Genomic DNA, 18,686 nt, shown 5'->3' on the forward strand with positions numbered 1-18,686 from the left:
AGCGCCGGAAAACGTCCCGTGACCCGGGAGGTGGGGCGGATGTTGCTTATGCGGCCAGAATCGTCTGAACGTGTCCATGATTGCATTGATGTCAATTTGCGACTAAGCTCATATGTATTCACCACTAATGGGTTGGATTTATGTGACTGGAAGACTAGGCGGAGGGCTAGGTGCTATTTTGACGTTTCGTAAATGTTTAATGACAATTGTTGTATCGGCGACGGTCTTTATTTTGGGTCCATTGGCGGTGCCTGCGGGCGCGGGGCCCGCTGACAAAAATCGAGGGACTGCCATTGGCATCGAAGACTTATCGGCTTGGGAGACTGAGGCAACTTTTGAGGCGTTAGAGAGGTATGTGCATCTCGGTCATGACATCTTCGATTATTCGGGTGCGAGTCGGGATCCGATGGTTGAAGAGGAACTGCTTGAAGAGTATGCTGCGGTACTAATGGTGGAGGGGTGGCAAATTCAGGGAACCGCATCGGAACTGGTAGGTCTCACCGAAAAAGCGGAACTACACGAGCAGGCATCGATAGCGTTCCGAGCGGCGTGTGGTGGACGGAACGGGTTTCAGGCGGCGCCCCCCGCCGTTCTCCTGGATAGTTGTGCGGCTACGGCGCTGCAAAACGCATATGCTGCCGGATCGGGTGTGGCTGGCCTGGCCGCTTTGATTACATCGTATACTGGAGCCGGACCCCTGATAGCGGGTTCGATTGCGTCGATGATGGTGATCGCATCGGGACTGGTGGGAGTGTGTAATTCGTGGGGCCGGGGCATCAAGGTATTTGCGACAGGCGGATGTTGGTCCCAGTAGGTGAACATGAAGTACGTAAAAGCCCTCTTATCCGTGGTGTTGTTGCTCGGAGTGCTGCTATGTATTGCTGGATTAGCGTTCCCCGATGTTGGTAGCGTTCCGCTGCGCATTCTGCTGGATGCGGGGCCGATTGTTACGGTGTTTGGTGTAGTAGCGGCGAACATCTTATTGGCTACTCAGAAGTGGAAGCAGCGGGCCGACACTACCGATGGGAGACACGACGCGACTGGCCGGGATCTCTAGTCTGACGGAGATTTCTGGACTGGCTGAGCGTGGCTCGCAGTTTGTGGCCGGTGTGACCACCGGTTTGGAGCCCGAGCGTGGTATGTGGTTGAATGTGGGGGTTGCCTATGGCCGGTCGGTTTAGACGGTGCGTTTCCGAACCGCTAACCCGAGACCCCTCGACTAGTTCGTTGTTGTGCTGTAGCGCTACATGTACATAGACCGCGTGTGTCAAGGACGGAAATCTTGGCGCACATAAATCCAGGTCAAGGAGACCCATAGTGATTCAGCAAGAATCGCGTCTGCGCGTCGCCGACAACTCTGGTGCACGTGAGATTCTGTGCATCCGCGTTCTCGGTGGTTCTGTGCGACGTTTCGCTGGCATCGGTGACGTCATCGTCGCCACTGTCAAGGACGCTGTCCCCGGTGGCAACGTGAAGGAAGGTGACGTGGTTAAGGCCGTCATCGTCCGCGCAAAGAAGGAGACCCGTCGTCCGGACGGCTCCTACATCCGTTTCGATGAGAACGCTGCCGTCATCCTGAAGAATGACTCCGAGCCGCGCGGTACCCGTATCTTCGGCCCGGTTGCTCGCGAGCTGCGTGACAAGAAGTTCATGAAGATTGTTTCTCTCGCACCGGAGGTGATCTAACTCTTATGAAGATCCACAAGGGCGACATGGTCGTCGTTATCTCCGGCCCCGACAAGGGTGCACAGGGCAAGGTCATCGAGGCCTACCCGAAGCGTGAGCGCGTCCTGGTAGAGGGCGTCAACCGCATCAAGAAGCACGTCGCCAACTCCGCTGCTGAGCGCGGCGCAGAGTCCGGCGGAATTGTCACCCAGGAAGCTCCGATCCACGTGTCCAACGTGGCGCTGATCGACTCCGAGGGTAACCCAACTCGCGTTGGCTACCGTTTCGATGAGAACGGCAAGAAGGTCCGCATCGCACGTAGCAACGGGAAGGACATCTAATCATGAGCGAGAACTACACTCCGCGTCTGAAGACCCGCTACCGCGAGGAAATCAAGAACACCCTCAATGAGGAGTTCAAGTACGACAACGTCATGCAGATCCCTGGCGTGGTCAAGGTTGTCGTCAACATGGGTGTGGGCGACGCTGCCCGCGACTCTAAGGTGATCAATGGCGCTCTGGAAGACCTGACCGCCATCACCGGCCAGAAGCCGCAGGTGCGTCGCGCCCGCAAGTCCATCGCAAACTTCAAGCTGCGTGAGGGCATGCCCATCGGTGCTCGTGTCACCCTGCGTGGCGACCGCATGTGGGAGTTCCTGGACCGCCTGCTGACCATCGCTCTGCCGCGTATTCGTGACTTCCGTGGTCTGTCTGACCAGCAGTTCGACGGCCGTGGTAACTACACCTTCGGCCTGTCCGAGCAGTCCATGTTCTACGAGATCGACATCGATAAGATCGACCGCCCGCGCGGTATGGACATCACCGTGGTCACCACCGCCACCAACGATGAAGAAGGCCGCCGCCTGCTCAAGGAGCTCGGCTTCCCCTTCAAGTAAATCAAGGTAACCCCGTGTTGCTGTAACCCCGGCCTTCAGGCTAGCCAGTGCGCTAGACCCTGACAGGCCGGGGTTTTCTTATGCCCAACCGGCAAAAAGCCTATACTCAACCGGAAAAGATTCAGCACTCCTGAGGAAACACATGTCACTAAACGAATCCGCAGCAGCGGGTACCGCCAAGAAGGTCGCGCTGCTAGAAAAATCACCGGCTCGTTTTGCTGCCCGCTCCACCCTGGGTGGCGTCTACCTCGCCATCGGCACTGCTTTTGCCGGGGCGGTGGGCCAAGCCGTGGAACAATTGGCGCCCGGCTTGGGTAGCGTCACCTTCGCCATGCTCTTCGGCCTCGGCTTGTTCGCGATCGTCATCCTGGGCGCGGACCTGGCCACCGGAAACATGATGTTCATGGCCTATGGTGCGACCACCAAACAGATCAGCTGGGGCAAAGCCATTTGGCTGGTCGTGGTCACTACGTTCTTTAATTTGGTGGGCGCCGTTATCTTCGCCGCGGGCATGGGCATGTCCGCAAAACTGGGAGGCATACCCATTGATCACTTGCTGGTCACCCTCTCCGAGGGAAAGCTGGGCAAGGACCCGGCGGGCATGTTCGTAGAGGCCATGCTGGCGAACTTCGTGGTCAACATGGCGATTGTTGGCGCGATGTTTGCCAAGGACATCGTGAGTAAGTTCGTGGTTATCCTGCCCATCATCGCCGCTTTTGTGGGACTGGGCTTGGAGCACGTCATTGCCAACTTCTGCCTGATGACCTTGGCCATCTTCGGTGCCGCGGAGCTGCCCGCGGTCTTCGACTTCGCCCACATTGCTCTGAACTGGTCCATAGTGTGGGTGGGCAACTTCGTAGGCGGCGGGCTGCTGATCGGCAGCCTTTACGCCTGGCTGAACTCTGGCCCAGAGGAGTACCGGGACTAGTCTGCCAGGCGCCCGGAGTACAGATTGAAGGTATCGCCCCGGGCAAAGCCGATAAGGGTGAGGCCCGTTTGGCGTGCGGTCTCTACCGCCAGCGAGCTTGCTGCCGATACCGCTACTAGCGTGCCGATGCCTGCCATGGCCGCCTTTTGCACCAACTCAAAGCTGGCCCGGGAGCTGAGCACCAGAATCAGGTCCTTGGCAGGAAGGCGGTTCTGAAGCAGCAGGTGGCCAATGACCTTGTCCGCAGCGTTGTGCCGGCCGACGTCCTCGCGCACCACCACCGGGTTGCCCGCAAAGTCAAAGGCACCCGCAGCGTGGATGCCGCCGGTTTTGCGGAATTGTTTCTGGTGTTCCCGTAAGGAAGCAGGCAACTGGGCGATAAGCTCCGGATCCACCGGGACGTCCGGCAGCGGGTAGCGGGTGCGCTTGTGCAGTTGCTCAATTGACGCCGTGCCGCACACCCCGCACGCGGAGCTGGTTAGGGTTAGCCGCAGGTCGGTCAGGTTGAGCGCGTGGGGGTCGCGTAGCTCGACATCGAGCAAGTTGTAGGTGTTTTCGGCCATGCCAGACGGGCCGCTGGTCACCGAACCCGCGCAGTAGCGGGCCTCAAGCACATCGCTGCTAGAGACAATGTGGCCTTCGGAATGCAAGAATCCGTGAGCCAGCTCAATGTCATGGCCCGGAGTGCGCATGGTGGTAGTTAGCGTCTGGCCGCCGACCCGGATCTCCAAAGGTTCCTCACCAGCCACTACATCCGCGCGCGTATCCGCTACAAGCTGTCCGTGGGAGCCCCTCCGGATCTTAGTTACTGCATAGGTGGAATTGACCCTGCCCGCCACTAGGACAACCTCGCAGACAATGTAGCGATGTGCGCCCGTGCCTGGCTTAAGTCGTTGGAGGCCAGGCCGACCAAGAAGGCCGTCAGCGGTGCGGCTGGGCGCGAGCGATTATGGGCGACTTTCCGCGTGAGGTCGAGCAGCTCCCGTGTTAATTCGCGGGCGGCCTCGGGCGGCAAATCCAGCAGTTGTGCGGCCTCGGCCAGCCACTGGTGTGCGCTGAGCATGGGGTCAGCAGAGGAGGAGGGGGCATCGGCAAGCTGAGGGGCATCGGCAAGCTGGGGGGCATCGCTGGAAGAGTGCATGGCGCCCGAGTCTAATACGGGATGCGCCGGCGGGGCAGGGCCAGGCGGGAGGACTTGTCAAAGCAGCTGGTGGGGTGTAAAGTCGCCGTTTGGACTCGTGCCTGCTGGAAACGGCGGGTACAAGCCAGGTAAGAATTTCACATCTACTTTGTTGTAGGCCCACCGCCAGTTTGCGGACCGTGTATGCATCAAAGGGCAGCGAGCACCAACGGTATTGACCGCCTGGGGCGCGAAGTGGCCCAAAATCACACGGACAACGCTTTGGTGGTGCTCAGGCGAGTGGAGCTTTAGCGCCACGTGTGTGCGCCGCATAGACGCCCGCACGCCAGCCGAGCGACCGGAACAACCGGCACGGGAACCGCAGCGAGAAAGGTAAACGGTCACTTAACCATGACCATGACTGATCCTATCGCCGACATGCTGTCGCGCGTGCGCAATGCAAACCACGCGCACCACGACACCGTGTCGATGCCGACCTCCAAGATCAAGGTGAACATTGCCGAGATCCTGAAGAAGGAAGGCTACATTGCAAACTACACCGTTGAAGGCCGCGAGCTTACCCTCGAGCTGAAGTACAACAACCGTGAGCGCTCCCTGTCCGGTCTGCGCCGCGTGTCCAAGCCGGGTCTGCGTGTGTACGCTAAGTCCACCAACTTGCCAAAGGTCCTGGGCGGCCTGGGCGTGGCCATCATCTCCACGTCCCAGGGTCTGCTCACCGACCGTGAGGCTCAGGAGAAGGGTGTAGGCGGAGAAGTTCTCGCCTACATCTGGTAAGGGAGGATTGACACATGTCACGAGTAGGTCTCGCACCCATCACCGTCCCTTCTGGCGTTGACATTTCCATCAACGGCCAGTCCGTAGACATCAAGGGCCCGAAGGGCACGCTGAATGTGGCTCTGCCGGAGCCCATTACCGCTGTTCTGGAGGACAACGAGCTCAAGGCCGTCCGTCCGGACGACCACCGCAAGAACCGTGCCCTGCACGGCCTGTCCCGCTCTCTGCTCAACAACGCCGTCGTCGGCGTGACCGAGGGCTACACCATCAAGATGGAAATCTTCGGTGTGGGCTACCGCGTGCAGCAGAAGGGCAAGGACCTGGAGTTCGCCCTGGGTTACTCCCACCCGATCCTCATGGAGGCTCCGGAGGGAATTACCTTCGCAGTAGACGGCGCTACCAAGCTGTCCGTTTCTGGTATTGACAAGCAACAAGTCGGTCAGATCGCCGCGTACATTCGCCGTCTGCGTAAGGATGATCCTTACAAAGGCAAGGGCATTCGCTACGAAGGCGAGCAGATCCGTCGCAAGGTCGGAAAGACGGGTAAGTAAGCAATGGCAAACACTGAGAATTCCAAGCGCACCCCGGTCGGCAAGGACATCTCCACGCGTCGTCGTGAAGCACGCGCCCGCCGCCACTTCCGCATCCGTAAGACCCTGCGCGGCACCGCTGAGGCACCGCGTTTGGTTGTTCACCGTTCCTCGCGCCACATGCATGTCCAGGTTATCGATGACCTGGCTGGCCACACCCTGGTCTCCGCTTCTTCCATGGAAGCAGACGTGCGTGGCATCGAAGGCGACAAGAAGGCTAAGGCCGCTAAGGTTGGCGAGCTGGTAGCACAGCGCGCCAAGGCCGCTGGTATTGAGCGCGTTGTCTTTGACCGCGCTGGCTACAAGTACCACGGCCGTGTCGCTGCACTGGCTGAGGCTGCCCGCGAAGGTGGTCTGAAGTTCTAATGACTGCAAACGGAAACATCAACGGAAGGAACGCCTAATGTCGGACCGTGAACAGCGTGTCGGCGGACGCTCCGCCGACAACAAGGACCGTAACAACGGTCGCAAGAATGATCGTCGCAACGATCGTCGCAACCAGCAGGACGCTGAGCGCGACAAGTACATCGAGCGCGTAGTCACCATCAACCGTGTCTCCAAGACCGTTAAGGGTGGCCGCAACATGTCGTTTACCGCTTTGGTTGTGGTGGGCGACGGCCAGGGCATGGTCGGCATCGGCTATGGCAAGGCCAAGGAAGTTCCCGCCGCCATCCAGAAGGGCTCCGAAGAGGCTCGCAAGAACTTCTTCCGCGTCCCGATGATTGCCGGCACCATCACCCACCCGGTCGAAGGCCGCGACGCAGCTGGCATCGTGATGATGAAGCCCGCTGCTCCCGGTACCGGTGTGATTGCTGGTGGCGCTGCCCGTCCGGTGCTGGAATGCGCTGGCGTGCAGGACATCCTGGCTAAGTCCCTGGGTTCTGACAATGCTCTCAACGTCGTCCGCGCTACCGTGGACGGCCTCAAGCAGCTGGTTCGCCCCGAAGAGGTCGCTGCCCGCCGCGGCAAGACCGTCGAAGAGGTTACCCCGGCCCGTATGCTGCGCAAGCGCGCAGGTCAGGAGGCATAAACAATGGCTCTGAAGATTACTCAGGTAAAGGGCCTTGTGGGCACCAAGCCGAACCACCGCGCCAACATTGAGGCCCTGGGCCTCAAGAAGATCGGTCACACTGTTGTTAAGCAGGACACCCCGATCATCCGCGGCATGATTCACAAGGTGCGTCACCTGGTCACCGTTGAAGAAGTGGCAGGGGAGTAAACCATGGCTGACATCATCAAGCTCCACGACCTGCGCCCCGCCGCAGGTTCCAACAAGCCGAAGACCCGCGTTGGCCGCGGTGAGGCATCCAAGGGTAAGACCGCAGGTCGCGGTACCAAGGGCACCAAGGCTCGCAAGCAGGTTTCGGCCGCTTTCGAGGGTGGCCAGATGCCGATCCACATGCGTCTGCCGAAGCTCAAGGGCTTCAAGAACCCGAACCACGTCGTCTTCCAGGTAGTCAACGTCTCTGACCTGGAGAAGGCATTTGCACAGGGCGGCGACGTCACCGTCGCTGACCTGGTAGCCGCAGGCCTGGTTCGCAAGAACCAGCCGGTCAAGGTTCTGGGCAACGGTGAGATCAGCGTCAAGCTGAACGTCACCGCCGACAAGTTCTCCAAGTCCGCTGTGGAGAAGATTGAGGCTGCTGGCGGTTCCGCTACCGCTACCAAGTAGCCCTCACTCACTTCGCACCCGTCGCCTCCGCGTGAGGCTGGCGGGTGCTTTGTGCTTTCTTTACCCTGCTTTCCGATGCCCCCGCCACCCACCGTGCGCCGGGCGGGGTTGCCTGCGGGCGGGGCCGGGGGCATCGGCAAGCTCCTGCTGCCAGGGCTGATGGGGTGGGGAATGTGGCTGATTGGGGTGGTGCTGGTAGGGTAGTGAGGTCATATATGTTCAGCTGTCTCTGAGAAATTGCTTAACGCGTTGTCTTGGAGGCTAATGAGTTACCACCTCCGTGCGCCCTGGCGGGTGCAGGTAGGCCAGGAGGATTGTTTAGTGTCCGCCATTATCCAGGCTTTTAAGGACGCCGATCTGCGAAAGAAGATCGTCTTCACCATCGTGATGATTATCGCTTATCGTATCGGCGCCCAAATCCCTTCGCCGGGTGTTGATTACGCGTCCATCGCGGGCCGTCTGCGCACCCTAACTGCAGACCAGGGCAACCTGTACTCGGTGATCAACCTGTTCTCAGGTGGAGCGCTGCTGCAGCTGTCAATCTTCGCCATCGGCATCATGCCTTACATTACGGCCTCGATTATTGTGCAGCTGCTGACGGTGGTTATCCCGCGGTTTGAGCAGCTGAAGAAGGAAGGCCAGTCGGGGCAGGCAAAGATGACGCAGTACACGCGTTATCTGACTTTGGCGCTGGCGCTGTTGCAGTCCTCGGGCATTGTGGCGCTGGCGGACCGTCAGCAGCTGCTGGGTCAGGGCGTGGAAGTACTGGACCCGAACCGCAATCTGTTTACCCTGATCGTTTTGGTGATCACCATGACCTCCGGCGCCATGTTGGTGATGTGGATGGGCGAGCTGATTACGGAAAAGGGCATTGGCAACGGCATGTCCTTGCTGATTTTTGCTGGTATTGCCACCCGTCTGCCTACTGACGGCGTGAACATCTTCCAGAACAATGGCGGCTTGGTCTTTGCCATGATCCTGGCCGGTCTGGTGGTGCTGGTGGTGGGTATTACCTTCATCGAGCAAGGCCAGCGTCGCGTCCCGGTTCAGTACGCCAAGCGCATGGTAGGCCGCCGCCAGTATGGCGGGTCCTCCACCTACCTGCCGTTGAAGGTCAACCAGGCGGGCGTTATCCCGGTTATCTTTGCGTCCTCGCTGATTTACATGCCGGTGCTGATTACGCAGATTGTCAACTCTGGTTCCGCAGAAACCCCGGATAACTGGTGGATGCGAAACGTGATTGTGCACCTGCAGGCGCCGAGCTCCTGGCAGTACATTGTGCTCTACTTCGTGCTGACCATCTTCTTCGCCTATTTCTACGTTTCCGTGCAGTATGACCCGGCGGAGCAGGCGGACAACATGAAGCGCTATGGTGGATTCATTCCGGGCATCCGCCCGGGCCGGCCGACTGCAGAGTATCTGGGTTTTGTGATGAACCGCCTGCTCTTCGTGGGCTCGCTCTACCTGGCGCTGATCGCCATTTTGCCCAACATCCTCCTGGACCTAGGCGTGGGTAGCTCCTCTGCCAGTGGCGCCTCCGCGTTCGGCGGTACGGCTATCCTGATTATGGTCTCGGTTGCTTTGACTACGGTTAAGCAGATTGAGTCCCAGCTTCTCCAATCCAACTACGAAGGACTTCTAAAGTAATGCGTTACGTACTTCTTGGCCCTCCCGGTGCCGGCAAGGGCACCCAGGCAGCAATCCTCAGCGAGAAGCTGGGGGTCCCGCACATCTCTACCGGGGACCTCTTCCGTGCCAACATTGGCGAAGGCACCCCGCTGGGTGTGGAGGCAAAGTCCTACATTGATGCAGGCAAGCTAGTGCCTACCGATGTCACTGCCCGCATGGTCGCCGACCGCCTCAACCAGGACGATGCCGCCGCAGGCTTCCTGCTGGACGGGTTTCCCCGCACCGTGGAGCAGGCCGACATTCTGGCCCAGCTCTTGGCAGACAAGGGCCAGCAGCTAGACGGCGTGATTAACTACGAAGTCTCTGAGGACGTGGTGGTCGAGCGCATGCTCGCTCGCGGCCGCGCCGATGACAACGAGGAGACCATCCGTACCCGCCTGGGTGTCTACCGCGAGGAGACCTTCCCGCTGATCCAGCACTACGGGGAGGAGATCATCTCCATCAAGGCAGAGGGTACCGTGGAAGATATTAACCAGCGCACCCTCGCCGCCCTAGGCAAGTAGCCCTCACACACGCCGGGCGCGGGGATAGAGCTGCTGCGAGCAGCGCGACCTTCCCCGCGCCCTCGCTGTTTTCCGGTCCCTTCACTGCCCCGTCTACGCCTTTTATCCACTGCACCCCGCAAGGAGCCCCCGCATGTCTCGCCGCCGTAAGATAATCCCCGCCAAAACCCCTGGCGAACTCGACGCTATGCAGGCGGCGGGCGAAATCGTTGGCCGCGCCCTGCAGGCAGTCAAGGCGGAAGCCAAGGCGGGCATGAGCACGCTAGACCTCGACGCGATTGCGGAGCAGGTCATCCGCGACGCCGGCGCAGTGCCGACCTTCAAGGGCTACGGAGGATTTCCGGGGTCGATTTGCTCCTCCGTCAATGACGTTATCGTCCACGGCATCCCCTCTGCGGCAAACATCTTGGAGGAGGGGGATTTGGTGTCAGTTGACTGTGGTGCCACCTTGGACGGTTGGGTGGGGGACTCGGCGTGGAGCTTCGGCATCGGCAAGCTAGGGCCCAAGGCGCAGGCCCTGAACTTGGCCACGGAGTACGTCCTGGAGCAGGGGTTGCGGGCCATGGTGCCGGGCAATCGCCTGACGGATGTCTCGCACGCGCTGGAGATGGCGACGTATGATGCCGAGTCCAAGTTCGGCGTGGAGCTGCACATTGTGGACGGCTTCGGGGGCCACGGCATTGGCCGGGAGATGCACCAGGAGCCTTTCCTGGCCAACGAGGGTCGGGCGGGGCGGGGGCCGCTGATTCAGGAGGGCTCCGTGCTGGCGATTGAACCCATGCTGGCGCTGGGTACCGCCGATAACGTGACCCTTGCTGATGAATGGACCGTCGTTACCACCGATGGCAGCTGGGCGGCGCACTGGGAGCACACCGTCGCCGCCACCGCGCAGGGCCCGCGCATTTTGACGACGCGTTACTAGGGCCTGTCATTGCTTAGCTTGCCGATGCCCCGTCTCGCGCACCGTGACAGCCCTGCCGTGCCTGGGCCGGGCACCGTCGCTGCCCGGCCGTTACTGGGCTTCACGCCGTAGCCGTCCTGCCGTGCCTGGGCCGGGCACCGTCGCTGCCCGGCCGTTACTGGGCTTCACGCCGTAGCCGTCCTGCCGTGGCGTGGCCGGCCCCGGCGGGTCTGCTTTCCTTTTGGAGCTGAAGTGCGGTTATACTGGCCCCTTATGAAGAACTTCGGCTTGAAGTCCGCAGCGTGCGCCACGGCGCTGGCGGCCACTATTTCCTTAGCTGCCACCCCGGCTGCGTCCGCGCAGTCCCTCGGCTCCTCTATGCCGCAGGTCCCGCAGCTGCCCCAATTGTCTTCTGCAACTACGCCGGGCGAGTTCCTGGGCTTAAACCCGGACCAGGCGTGGGCGCACCGCAACGAGCTGCGCCGGCAGATTGATAACCTCAATAACCCCGTGGTGGGCGGGCCTTTGGGCGATGCCGTCGATGGCGCGCTGGAGGCCGTCTTCCCGGGCCTGATCGCACGCAAGAACGCGGAAATCCGGGCAGAGCAGGAGCGTAAGGCGCGCGAGCGTGCAGAGCAGGTGGCTCGCGAACGCGCCGCTAGCGAAGCTGCTGCCCGGCAGGCTGAGGAAGAGCGCCGTCGTAACTCCTTCAACCGCGGCGCCTGCCCGGCCGATGCGAAGGTGTGCGTGGACCTGGCAGGACGGCGCACCTGGCTGCAAGATGGCCGGGGCAACGTGACCCACGTGGCGACCTCGATGGCGCCGGGCAAGCCGGGGCAGGAGACCCCACGCGGCACGTTCTACATCAACCGCAAGGTTCGGGACGAGGTCTCCCGCGAGTTCGGCAACGCACCTATGCCATACGCGATGTACTTCACCAACAACGGCCACGCCTTCCACCAGGGCAACCCAGCATATGACTCCGCTGGCTGCGTGCGTTTGCCGCAGCAGGATGCCGTAAAGTACTGGAACGACGTCAACATCGGCGACAAGGTGGTTATCTACTAGGCACCGCAGCGCCGGCTAGCTGCGGTGCGTGCCAGCGGCATCGGCCAGCTGCGGCATCGGCCAGCTGCGGTGCATGCCAGCGGCGTCGGCAAGCTACGGTGCCTGCCGGCTGCGGCGTCGGCAAGCTACGGCGCCAACAGGCCCAATCCCCTGCATAACGCAGGGGATTATTTGGTTTTTGCTGGCAGGTGGCGTAAAGTTGACCGCTGGTGTGTAGGTACAGTGCCTACCCGCCGCGCAGTAGATACCAAAAATGCAGGTCAGGCTGCTTGAGTCCTGGCCTAGAAAAGTAGAGGTTATGGCTAAGGAAGGCGCAATCGAGGTCGAGGGTCGCATTATTGAACCCTTGCCCAACGCAATGTTCCGTGTCGAACTCGACAACGGGCACAAGGTTCTTGCACACATCTCGGGCAAGATGCGTCAGCACTACATCCGCATCCTCCCAGAGGATCGCGTGGTGGTGGAGCTGTCTCCTTATGACCTAACCCGCGGACGCATTGTCTACCGCTACAAGTAAACACTGACTTTTAAGCCTCCTTACCCCAAGGTGGGCCACCTTGTCGTGGCCTGCCCGCTCACCTCCGGCCACGGTGGCCAGAGCCCGCACTGCTAAAAATAACCCACGTTCCGGCACGGCCCGGGCAAAGCGTTATCTTGGTGCGGGACGGATAGGGAGAAAACCACCGTAACAACCCGAAAGGACACGCCACATGGCACGTCTAGCTGGTGTGGATCTGCCGCGCAACAAGCGCATGGAGATCGCTCTCACCTACATCTACGGCATCGGTCCTACCCGTGCTAAGGAACTGCTGGAAAAGACTGGCATTTCTCCGGACCTGCGCACCGACAACCTGACTGATGATCAGGTTGCGGCGCTGCGTGACGTGATTGAAGCTACCTGGAAGGTGGAGGGTGACCTCCGCCGTCAGGTGCAGGCCGACATCCGCCGCAAGATTGAGATTGGTTGCTACCAGGGCCTGCGCCACCGTCGTGGCCTGCCGGTTCGTGGTCAGCGCACCAAGACCAACGCTCGTACCCGTAAGGGCCCGAAGAAGACGATCGCAGGAAAGAAGAAGTAACACATGCCTCCGAAGACTCGCTCCGGCGCACGTCGTACTGGCCGTCGCGTCGTAAAGAAGAACGTGGCCGCTGGCCACGCATACATCAAGTCCACCTTCAACAACACCATCGTGTCCATCACGGACCCGTCCGGTGCGGTTATCTCTTGGGCATCCTCCGGCCACGTCGGCTTCAAGGGTTCCCGTAAGTCCACTCCTTTCGCAGCCCAGATGGCTGCCGAGTCTGCTGCGCGCAAGGCCATGGAGCACGGCATGAAGAAGGTCGACGTATTCGTCAAGGGTCCGGGCTCCGGCCGCGAGACCGCCATCCGTTCCCTGCAGGCCGCAGGTCTTGAGGTTTCCTCGATCACGGATGCCACCCCCCAGCCGCACAACGGCTGCCGTCCGACCAAGCGCCGCAAGGTCTAAGCAGACAGAAAGGATAGAGGTAAAAACTCATGGCTCGTTATACTGGCCCAGCAACCCGTAAGTCCCGCCGTCTGCGCGTCGACCTGGTCGGCGGCGACATGGCGTTCGAGCGCCGCCCGTACCCACCGGGGCAGGCAGGCCGCAACCGCATCAAGGAATCTGAGTACCTGCTGCAGCTCCAGGAGAAGCAGAAGGCAAAGTACACCTACGGTGTGCTGGAGCGTCAGTTCCGTCGCTACTACGCAGAGGCTAACCGTCTGCCGGGCAAGACCGGTGACAACCTGGTCATCCTGCTGGAGACCCGCCTGGACAACGTCGTCTACCGTGCTGGCCTGGCCAACACCCGCCGTCAGGCACGTCAGCTTGTCTCCCACGGTCACTTCACCGTTAACGGCAAGAAGATCAACGTTCCTTCCTTCAAGGTGACGCAGTACGACATCATTGATGTCCGCGAGCGTTCCCAGAAGATGGAATGGTTCGAAGAAGCCCAGGACCGCCTTGCCGATGCCGTCATCCCGGCCTGGCTGCAGGTTGTTCCGGATACCCTGCGCATCCTCGTGCACCAGCTGCCCGAGCGCGCTCAGATCGACATCCCGCTGCAGGAGCAGCTCATCGTCGAGCTTTACTCGAAGTAATCGTTCTTCGTCTAACCCACATATTCACCCTCTACCGACGTCAAATAGTGGGCGTCGACAAGGAGAAACTCAATGCTCATTTCCCAGCGTCCTCAGCTCACCGAGGAAGTCATCGACTCCGCTCGCTCCAAGTTCACTATCGAGCCGCTCGAGCCGGGTTTTGGCTACACCCTCGGTAACTCGCTGCGTCGCACCCTGCTGTCGTCCATTCCGGGCGCAGCGGTGACTTCCATCAAGATTGACGGTGTCCTCCATGAGTTCACCACTATCAATGGTGTGAAGGAAGACGTCTCCGAGATCACCTTGAACATCAAGGGTCTGGTGCTGTCCTCCGACTCTGACGAGCCGGTGGTCATGTACCTCAGCAAGGAAGGCGCTGGTGTGGTCACTGCTGGTGACATCCAGCCGCCGGCTGGTGTGGAGATCCACAACCCGGACCTGCACATCGCCACGCTGAATGAGTCCGCTCGCCTGGACATGGAGCTGGTAGTGGAGCGCGGCCGCGGCTACGTTCCGGCCGCTCCGACTTCCGGCGAGGTTGGCCGCATCCCGGTGGACCAGATCTATTCCCCGGTGCTGAAGGTGTCGTACAAGGTGGAAGCTACTCGTGTTGAGCAGCGCACTGACTTCGACAAGCTGATCATCGACGTGGAGACCAAGAACTCCATCGCTGCTCGTGATGCCCTGGCATCCGCAGGCGGCACTTTGGTGGAGCTCTTCGGTCTGGCTCGCGAGTTGAACACGGCCGCCGAGGGCATTGAGATTGGCCCCTCTCCGCGCGAGAGCGAGTACATCGCTGCTTACTCCCTGCCCATTGAGGACCTCAACTTCTCCGTTCGCTCCTACAACTGCCTGAAGCGTCAGGAGATCCACACCGTTGGTGAGCTCGCAGAGTGCACCGAGACGGACCTGCTGGATATCCGTAACTTCGGCCAGAAGTCGATCAATGAGGTGAAGATCAAGCTCAATAGCCTGGGTCTGGCTCTCAAGGACACCCCGGCAGACTTTGACCCGACGCAGCTTGAGGGTTACGACGCTGAGACCGGTGACTTCAAGGATCCGTCCGCGGACGATTCTGAGTAAGAATTCATCAAACGCGCTTAACACTAAACCGCACACGAGGAGTACAACATGCCTACCCCTAAGAAGGGTGCCCGCCTCGGCGGCTCCGCTGCACAGCAGGCTCACCTGCTGAGCAACCTGGCAGCTAGCCTGTTCGAGCACGGCGCTATCAAGACCACCGACGCGAAGGCGAAGATGCTTCGTCCTTATGCTGAGAAGATCATCACCAAGGCAAAGTCCGGCACTCTGGCCGATCGCCGCCAGGTGCTGAAGCTCATCCCGCACAAGGATGTCGTTGCCCACCTCTTCGAGGATCTGGGTCCGCAGTTCGCCAACCGCGATGGCGGCTACACCCGCACCATCAAGCTGGAGAACCGTCGCGGCGACAACGCCCCGATGTCCCAGATTTCTCTGGTGCTGGAGGAGACCGTTTCCGCTGAGGCTACCCGCGCTACCCGCGCCGCTGCTTCCAAGTCCGCTGAGGCTGAGGAGGCTGCCGCCGAGGAGGAAACCCCGGCTGAGGAGACCACTGAGGCTCCGGCCGAGGAAGCCACCGAGGCTGCCGCTGAGGAGACCACCGAAGAGAAGTAGTCTCTGTCGCTAAGCCGCACCCTACGCCCCGCGTTCGGTGCGGCTTTTGCTATGTCTGCCCCGGCCTGCGGTAGCATCGAGGCACCATGCACTATGCACCCAAGCTTGCCGATGCCCCCTCCACCCCCCACGCCTCCAAACCCAGCGCACCCATCCGCGGGGAGCAAGCCACCGACGCTGCTAGCGCCAGCCCAACCCCCCTCGATCCCGCTGCTAGCCTCCGCCCAACCTCTCCCGAACCCGCAGCGAGTCGTGCCTCCGGCCCCGCATCCGGGGCGAGTCGTTCCGTTTGCACCGCAGGCGCAGGCGTCTGGCGATTGCGCATCGACCTCGCCTATGACGGCACGGACTTTCATGGGTGGGCCCGGCAGAAGCCACAGGGGGGTGAGGAATTGCGCACAGTCCAGGGGGTACTGGAGGACAAGCTTTCACTGATTCTCCGGGTGCCGGTGGAGTTGACGGTAGCAGGGCGCACCGATGCCGGTGTTCATGCCGCCGGGCAGGTCGCCCATTTCGACGTCCCTGTTGCGAGTTTGGACCAACGTTCCATCGCCGGTGAACCCGGCAATCTTGTCCGCCGCTTGGCTCGACTCTTGCCGCCTGATATTCGTGTCTCTCGCTGTGAATGGGCGCCGGATGGTTTCGATGCCCGTTTCTCGGCGTTGCGCCGCCACTATGTTTACCGTGTGTCCACTGATCCGGCCGGTGTGTTGCCAACCCGCGTGCGCGATACCGCGGCCTGGCCCAAACCAGTGGACATCCACGCCATGCAAGAGGCCGCCAATATCTTGGTTGGACTTCACGATTTCGCGGCTTTCTGCAAGGCGAAGCCTAACGCCACCACCATCCGCGACGTAGAGAGTTTCCAGTGGGTTGATGCCTCCACCCCCACCGAGCCCCACGTGTTGGAAGCCCACGTGACCGCCGATGCCTTCTGCTGGTCCATGGTCCGCTCCCTCGTAGGTTGTTGTCTTGCGGTGGGGGAGGGACGCCGGGACCTCGACTTTGTTGGCACTTTGCTGGGCCAATCCACCCGCAGCTCCGCAATCCCCGTCGCCCCGGCTTGCGGGTTGTCCTTGGTCCAGGTGGATTACCCCGCCCCGGAAGACTTAGCAGCCCGGGCCCACCTCACCCGTGATCGCCGAACTCTCCCGTAAACCGCTAACCGTCTGTGTGCTGTCGGCAAAGCGTTTCGGCATCGTATGCCATTACACCGACCTAAATAGTGGCGCATTTTCGGCGCGGAAGCCCCTCCACGCCCATACAACAATGTCGTGTTTGCGGAGAAAATGCGTCAGCGCTTGCCGAACTAACGGGCTGAGACAGTCCGGTCTGTCAGTGGAGTTGGGCGTGCGGAATTGACCAGCTAGCTGGTGTGCTTTTTCCTATTGCCAAGGTGGCCGTGTGCGTGCGGGACTAGCCGCTGGGGTCGGCTTATTCCCGCTGTGGTGATCCCGGGCATGCCGGACTGGCCGGTTAAGCAGGTTCGTTTACTTCCGCTGTGGTGGTCCCGGGCATGCCGGACTGGCCGATTGGGGTCGGTTTATTCCCGTTGCGGCGGGTCCGGCGGGTTCGGTGAGTGCGGTGGGTGTGGTGGTGGGTCGGGGTGTGCGGGGCTGGGGATATACCACGGTGGCCCGCCCCAGGGTGGGAACCAGACAATGCGGCCGTTGATGCGGTCGATGATGCCTCTGCCTGTGGGTTTGGTGGGGTCATCATCGTTGGTGCCGTTGTGGTACTTGCACAGTGGCACTAAATTAGACGGTTCTGTTAGTCCGTTGTCTTTGTGGCGGCGGATGTGGTGGATTTGGGATTCTTCGGCAGGTTTGTTGCATCCGGGCCAGGCGCAGGTGGGGTGTTCTGCCCATGCCATAAGGCGTTGTTTGTAGGAGGCAGAGCGAGCCGTGTAGAGATTGACTGGGCCAGTAAAGGGGTGGACGAGGGTGATAAGTCCTATTTCGGCTAGTTTGCGGGCTACGAGTTGGGCGCCGGTCATGCGTGCGCCGTTGGTGAGTTCTACGGTGATTTCTTCGCCGTGGCCGTGGATGATTTTGTCGAGGTCTTCGAGGCGGATGATGACGTTGGTGCGTACTTGGGGCCTTGCGGCATGCGGGACGGATTCGTCGTTGTCGTCTGTGCCGAAGAAGATGGTGTGGGCAGCATCAACCAAGTCCACCGGACTCGGCCGATAAGGCCTGCCCGCAACCTGACCGCTGTCGCCACCGTCACCACCGTCGTGGTGGTCAGCGTCAAGGTGGTTAGCGTTGTTGCTGCCGTCGTTCTGATCGGCGGTGTTGCTGCCGTTAAGGTCAGCGTTGGTCTGGCCACCAGCGGTGTTCGGGTCGGCGGCTGTGTCGCCGTGGGGACCCGCTGCGGCGTTGTGGCTGCCGTGCTGGTCGGGGCTGGCAGTGGTGCCATCGCGCTTGGAGCTGGTGTCACCGTTGAGGCCGGGGAGGGATTCTTGTGCCGTGGCGGCTTGGGCTTCGGCGGCAACCTGGGCTTCCGCTGCGGCATGAGCTTCGGCGGCGGCTTGGGCGGTGAGGACTCCGTACATGTCGGCTACAGCTTGTGGGGTGTCTGTAATGGACATGGTGTGGTTGCCGTTGGCCCGGCGTGTCATGCGTACTCCGCGCTCGGGGTTGGATTGTTTAGAAGGCCCGCGGAAGTCTGCGGCGGCGGTGTCGTGTTCTTGCCAGGGCAGTGAGCACAGTAGGAGGCGTAGTTCCCAGCGGCGGTCTTTGCTTACGCGGCTGACGTGTTCTTCGATGCGGGTGAGGGTGCGTAGGCTGTGGCCTTGGGTGGTGGCAAAGTCGCGGGCAGCGGCTTGGGCGGTAGCAAGGCTTTTGGCCTGGGCCTGAGCTTTGGCCGCGGCACGGTTGCGGGCCTGGGCTTTGGAGGAACGGTTGCGGGAGGAAGGGGCATCGGCAGACTCGAAGTAAACCTGCACCAAATGGGCAAACTCTGCGGCAGTAGTACCGTCAGCGCCCATGGCCAGGAAATCCTCGGCGCTCATGCCGACGCACTCGGCGACTAAGTGGATGCCCCGAGACTGGATGGTAAAGAAATCCCCCGCGTTCATGCCGCA

General features: G+C 61.0%; 27 protein-coding genes. 24 read left to right on the forward strand and 3 right to left on the reverse strand.

The annotated features are described in order from the left end of the window. Window positions 1–178: 178 nt before the first annotated feature. The 6 genes from G7Y31_RS02295 to G7Y31_RS02320 all read left to right on the forward strand — a co-directional run bounded on the left by G7Y31_RS02295 (window position 179) and on the right by G7Y31_RS02320 (window position 3,488). A complete protein-coding gene (locus G7Y31_RS02295; RefSeq protein ID WP_165010675.1) occupies window positions 179–814 on the forward strand; it encodes a hypothetical protein in 636 nt (211 codons plus the stop codon). A gap of 6 nt (window positions 815–820) precedes the next feature. After that, window positions 821–1,057 (forward strand): hypothetical protein, encoded by a 237-nt coding sequence (locus G7Y31_RS02300; protein ID WP_165010677.1) that lies wholly within the window; start codon window positions 821–823, stop codon window positions 1,055–1,057. A 260-nt stretch (window positions 1,058–1,317) separates the two neighbouring features. Continuing rightward, window positions 1,318–1,686: a 50S ribosomal protein L14 gene (rplN, locus tag G7Y31_RS02305; RefSeq protein WP_165010679.1), complete on the forward strand. Its 369-nt coding sequence runs from the start codon at window positions 1,318–1,320 to the stop codon at window positions 1,684–1,686. Window positions 1,687–1,691: 5 nt separating this feature from the next. Further along, window positions 1,692–2,006, forward strand: coding sequence for a 50S ribosomal protein L24 (gene rplX, locus G7Y31_RS02310; protein WP_165010681.1), 315 nt, complete (start codon window positions 1,692–1,694; stop codon window positions 2,004–2,006). Window positions 2,007–2,008: 2 nt separating this feature from the next. Then, entirely contained in the window at window positions 2,009–2,560 is a 552-nt protein-coding gene (rplE, locus tag G7Y31_RS02315) for a 50S ribosomal protein L5 (RefSeq protein ID WP_165010683.1), read from the forward strand. Window positions 2,561–2,702: 142 nt separating this feature from the next. Continuing rightward, on the forward strand, window positions 2,703–3,488 hold the full coding sequence (locus G7Y31_RS02320) for a formate/nitrite transporter family protein (protein ID WP_165010685.1): 786 nt from the start codon (window positions 2,703–2,705) through the stop codon (window positions 3,486–3,488). Here G7Y31_RS02320 and fdhD read toward each other — a convergent pair. Next, on the reverse strand, window positions 3,485–4,327 hold the full coding sequence (fdhD, locus tag G7Y31_RS02325) for a formate dehydrogenase accessory sulfurtransferase FdhD (RefSeq protein ID WP_165010687.1): 843 nt from the start codon (window positions 4,325–4,327) through the stop codon (window positions 3,485–3,487). The genes G7Y31_RS02320 and fdhD overlap by 4 nt on opposite strands. Further along, complete coding sequence (locus G7Y31_RS02330) at window positions 4,327–4,629, reverse strand: DUF6457 domain-containing protein (RefSeq protein ID WP_425321649.1); 303 nt, start codon at window positions 4,627–4,629, stop codon at window positions 4,327–4,329. Before G7Y31_RS02330 ends, fdhD begins: the two co-directional genes overlap by 1 nt. Before the next feature lie 390 nt (window positions 4,630–5,019). Here G7Y31_RS02330 and rpsH point away from each other — a divergent pair, with 390 nt between their 5' ends. The 18 genes from rpsH to truA all read left to right on the forward strand — a co-directional run bounded on the left by rpsH (window position 5,020) and on the right by truA (window position 16,758). After that, the gene (gene rpsH, locus G7Y31_RS02335) at window positions 5,020–5,403 is read left to right on the forward strand and encodes a 30S ribosomal protein S8 (protein WP_165010688.1); all 384 of its coding nucleotides are present in this window, start codon (window positions 5,020–5,022) and stop codon (window positions 5,401–5,403) included. 14 nt (window positions 5,404–5,417) lie between these two features. Further along, entirely contained in the window at window positions 5,418–5,954 is a 537-nt protein-coding gene (gene rplF / locus G7Y31_RS02340; RefSeq protein WP_165010690.1) for a 50S ribosomal protein L6, read from the forward strand. Between the two features lie 3 nt (window positions 5,955–5,957). Next, a complete protein-coding gene (gene rplR / locus G7Y31_RS02345) occupies window positions 5,958–6,359 on the forward strand; it encodes a 50S ribosomal protein L18 (RefSeq protein WP_165010692.1) in 402 nt (133 codons plus the stop codon). Window positions 6,360–6,396: 37 nt separating this feature from the next. Beyond that, window positions 6,397–7,023, forward strand: coding sequence for a 30S ribosomal protein S5 (gene rpsE, locus G7Y31_RS02350; protein ID WP_165010694.1), 627 nt, complete (start codon window positions 6,397–6,399; stop codon window positions 7,021–7,023). 3 nt (window positions 7,024–7,026) lie between these two features. Next, window positions 7,027–7,212 (forward strand): 50S ribosomal protein L30, encoded by a 186-nt coding sequence (gene rpmD, locus G7Y31_RS02355; RefSeq protein ID WP_165010696.1) that lies wholly within the window; start codon window positions 7,027–7,029, stop codon window positions 7,210–7,212. A 3-nt stretch (window positions 7,213–7,215) separates the two neighbouring features. Next, window positions 7,216–7,665 carry a 50S ribosomal protein L15 gene (gene rplO, locus G7Y31_RS02360; protein WP_165010698.1) on the forward strand — a complete coding sequence of 150 codons (450 nt, stop codon included), beginning with the start codon at window positions 7,216–7,218 and terminating at the stop codon, window positions 7,663–7,665. A gap of 75 nt (window positions 7,666–7,740) precedes the next feature. Beyond that, a complete protein-coding gene (locus G7Y31_RS11985; RefSeq protein WP_280527296.1) occupies window positions 7,741–7,869 on the forward strand; it encodes a hypothetical protein in 129 nt (42 codons plus the stop codon). 117 nt (window positions 7,870–7,986) lie between these two features. After that, on the forward strand, window positions 7,987–9,312 hold the full coding sequence (gene secY / locus G7Y31_RS02365; RefSeq protein WP_165010741.1) for a preprotein translocase subunit SecY: 1,326 nt from the start codon (window positions 7,987–7,989) through the stop codon (window positions 9,310–9,312). Next, a complete protein-coding gene (locus G7Y31_RS02370; protein ID WP_165010700.1) occupies window positions 9,312–9,857 on the forward strand; it encodes an adenylate kinase in 546 nt (181 codons plus the stop codon). The genes secY and G7Y31_RS02370 overlap by 1 nt, the downstream gene beginning before the upstream one ends. Before the next feature lie 133 nt (window positions 9,858–9,990). Further along, window positions 9,991–10,779: a type I methionyl aminopeptidase gene (gene map / locus G7Y31_RS02375; RefSeq protein ID WP_165010702.1), complete on the forward strand. Its 789-nt coding sequence runs from the start codon at window positions 9,991–9,993 to the stop codon at window positions 10,777–10,779. A gap of 252 nt (window positions 10,780–11,031) precedes the next feature. After that, window positions 11,032–11,826, forward strand: a complete 795-nt coding sequence (locus G7Y31_RS02380) for a L,D-transpeptidase (protein ID WP_165010705.1) — start codon at window positions 11,032–11,034, stop codon at window positions 11,824–11,826. 298 nt (window positions 11,827–12,124) lie between these two features. Continuing rightward, window positions 12,125–12,343 carry a translation initiation factor IF-1 gene (gene infA / locus G7Y31_RS02385; RefSeq protein ID WP_004566852.1) on the forward strand — a complete coding sequence of 73 codons (219 nt, stop codon included), beginning with the start codon at window positions 12,125–12,127 and terminating at the stop codon, window positions 12,341–12,343. Between the two features lie 193 nt (window positions 12,344–12,536). Beyond that, window positions 12,537–12,905 (forward strand): 30S ribosomal protein S13, encoded by a 369-nt coding sequence (gene rpsM, locus G7Y31_RS02390; protein ID WP_165010707.1) that lies wholly within the window; start codon window positions 12,537–12,539, stop codon window positions 12,903–12,905. A 3-nt stretch (window positions 12,906–12,908) separates the two neighbouring features. Continuing rightward, window positions 12,909–13,313, forward strand: a complete 405-nt coding sequence (gene rpsK / locus G7Y31_RS02395; RefSeq protein WP_165010709.1) for a 30S ribosomal protein S11 — start codon at window positions 12,909–12,911, stop codon at window positions 13,311–13,313. 29 nt (window positions 13,314–13,342) lie between these two features. Further along, on the forward strand, window positions 13,343–13,948 hold the full coding sequence (gene rpsD / locus G7Y31_RS02400) for a 30S ribosomal protein S4 (RefSeq protein ID WP_165010711.1): 606 nt from the start codon (window positions 13,343–13,345) through the stop codon (window positions 13,946–13,948). A 72-nt stretch (window positions 13,949–14,020) separates the two neighbouring features. Next, window positions 14,021–15,031 carry a DNA-directed RNA polymerase subunit alpha gene (locus tag G7Y31_RS02405; RefSeq protein WP_165010714.1) on the forward strand — a complete coding sequence of 337 codons (1,011 nt, stop codon included), beginning with the start codon at window positions 14,021–14,023 and terminating at the stop codon, window positions 15,029–15,031. A 48-nt stretch (window positions 15,032–15,079) separates the two neighbouring features. Continuing rightward, complete coding sequence (rplQ, locus tag G7Y31_RS02410; RefSeq protein WP_165010716.1) at window positions 15,080–15,601, forward strand: 50S ribosomal protein L17; 522 nt, start codon at window positions 15,080–15,082, stop codon at window positions 15,599–15,601. 317 nt (window positions 15,602–15,918) lie between these two features. Beyond that, window positions 15,919–16,758 (forward strand): tRNA pseudouridine(38-40) synthase TruA, encoded by an 840-nt coding sequence (gene truA, locus G7Y31_RS02415; protein ID WP_244977457.1) that lies wholly within the window; start codon window positions 15,919–15,921, stop codon window positions 16,756–16,758. A 386-nt stretch (window positions 16,759–17,144) separates the two neighbouring features. Here the strand turns inward: truA and G7Y31_RS02420 are convergent, their stop codons facing one another. Continuing rightward, window positions 17,145–18,680, reverse strand: a complete 1,536-nt coding sequence (locus G7Y31_RS02420; protein WP_244977425.1) for an HNH endonuclease signature motif containing protein — start codon at window positions 18,678–18,680, stop codon at window positions 17,145–17,147. Window positions 18,681–18,686 lie beyond the last annotated feature (6 nt).

The sequence above is a fragment of the Corynebacterium lizhenjunii genome (genome assembly GCF_011038655.2).
GTDB classification, from domain to species: Bacteria; Actinomycetota; Actinomycetes; order Mycobacteriales; family Mycobacteriaceae; genus Corynebacterium; species Corynebacterium lizhenjunii.

Coding starts and splice junctions, on each gene's coding strand:
- rplX (WP_165010681.1), top strand. CDS start 1,692: ATGAAGATCCACAAGGGCGACATGGTCGTCGTTATCTCCGGCCCCGAC.
- G7Y31_RS02320 (WP_165010685.1), top strand. CDS start 2,703: ATGTCACTAAACGAATCCGCAGCAGCGGGTACCGCCAAGAAGGTCGCG.
- G7Y31_RS02405 (WP_165010714.1), top strand. CDS start 14,021: ATGCTCATTTCCCAGCGTCCTCAGCTCACCGAGGAAGTCATCGACTCC.
- rpmD (WP_165010696.1), top strand. CDS start 7,027: ATGGCTCTGAAGATTACTCAGGTAAAGGGCCTTGTGGGCACCAAGCCG.
- rplQ (WP_165010716.1), top strand. CDS start 15,080: ATGCCTACCCCTAAGAAGGGTGCCCGCCTCGGCGGCTCCGCTGCACAG.
- G7Y31_RS02370 (WP_165010700.1), top strand. CDS start 9,312: ATGCGTTACGTACTTCTTGGCCCTCCCGGTGCCGGCAAGGGCACCCAG.
- rpsM (WP_165010707.1), top strand. CDS start 12,537: ATGGCACGTCTAGCTGGTGTGGATCTGCCGCGCAACAAGCGCATGGAG.
- rplO (WP_165010698.1), top strand. CDS start 7,216: ATGGCTGACATCATCAAGCTCCACGACCTGCGCCCCGCCGCAGGTTCC.
- rpsK (WP_165010709.1), top strand. CDS start 12,909: ATGCCTCCGAAGACTCGCTCCGGCGCACGTCGTACTGGCCGTCGCGTC.
- G7Y31_RS02420 (WP_244977425.1), bottom strand. CDS start 18,680: ATGAACGCGGGGGATTTCTTTACCATCCAGTCTCGGGGCATCCACTTA.
- map (WP_165010702.1), top strand. CDS start 9,991: ATGTCTCGCCGCCGTAAGATAATCCCCGCCAAAACCCCTGGCGAACTC.
- G7Y31_RS11985 (WP_280527296.1), top strand. CDS start 7,741: ATGCCCCCGCCACCCACCGTGCGCCGGGCGGGGTTGCCTGCGGGCGGG.
- rpsE (WP_165010694.1), top strand. CDS start 6,397: ATGTCGGACCGTGAACAGCGTGTCGGCGGACGCTCCGCCGACAACAAG.
- rplE (WP_165010683.1), top strand. CDS start 2,009: ATGAGCGAGAACTACACTCCGCGTCTGAAGACCCGCTACCGCGAGGAA.
- rplR (WP_165010692.1), top strand. CDS start 5,958: ATGGCAAACACTGAGAATTCCAAGCGCACCCCGGTCGGCAAGGACATC.
- G7Y31_RS02300 (WP_165010677.1), top strand. CDS start 821: ATGAAGTACGTAAAAGCCCTCTTATCCGTGGTGTTGTTGCTCGGAGTG.
- infA (WP_004566852.1), top strand. CDS start 12,125: ATGGCTAAGGAAGGCGCAATCGAGGTCGAGGGTCGCATTATTGAACCC.
- rpsD (WP_165010711.1), top strand. CDS start 13,343: ATGGCTCGTTATACTGGCCCAGCAACCCGTAAGTCCCGCCGTCTGCGC.
- G7Y31_RS02380 (WP_165010705.1), top strand. CDS start 11,032: ATGAAGAACTTCGGCTTGAAGTCCGCAGCGTGCGCCACGGCGCTGGCG.
- rpsH (WP_165010688.1), top strand. CDS start 5,020: ATGACCATGACTGATCCTATCGCCGACATGCTGTCGCGCGTGCGCAAT.
- G7Y31_RS02330 (WP_425321649.1), bottom strand. CDS start 4,629: ATGCACTCTTCCAGCGATGCCCCCCAGCTTGCCGATGCCCCTCAGCTT.
- rplF (WP_165010690.1), top strand. CDS start 5,418: ATGTCACGAGTAGGTCTCGCACCCATCACCGTCCCTTCTGGCGTTGAC.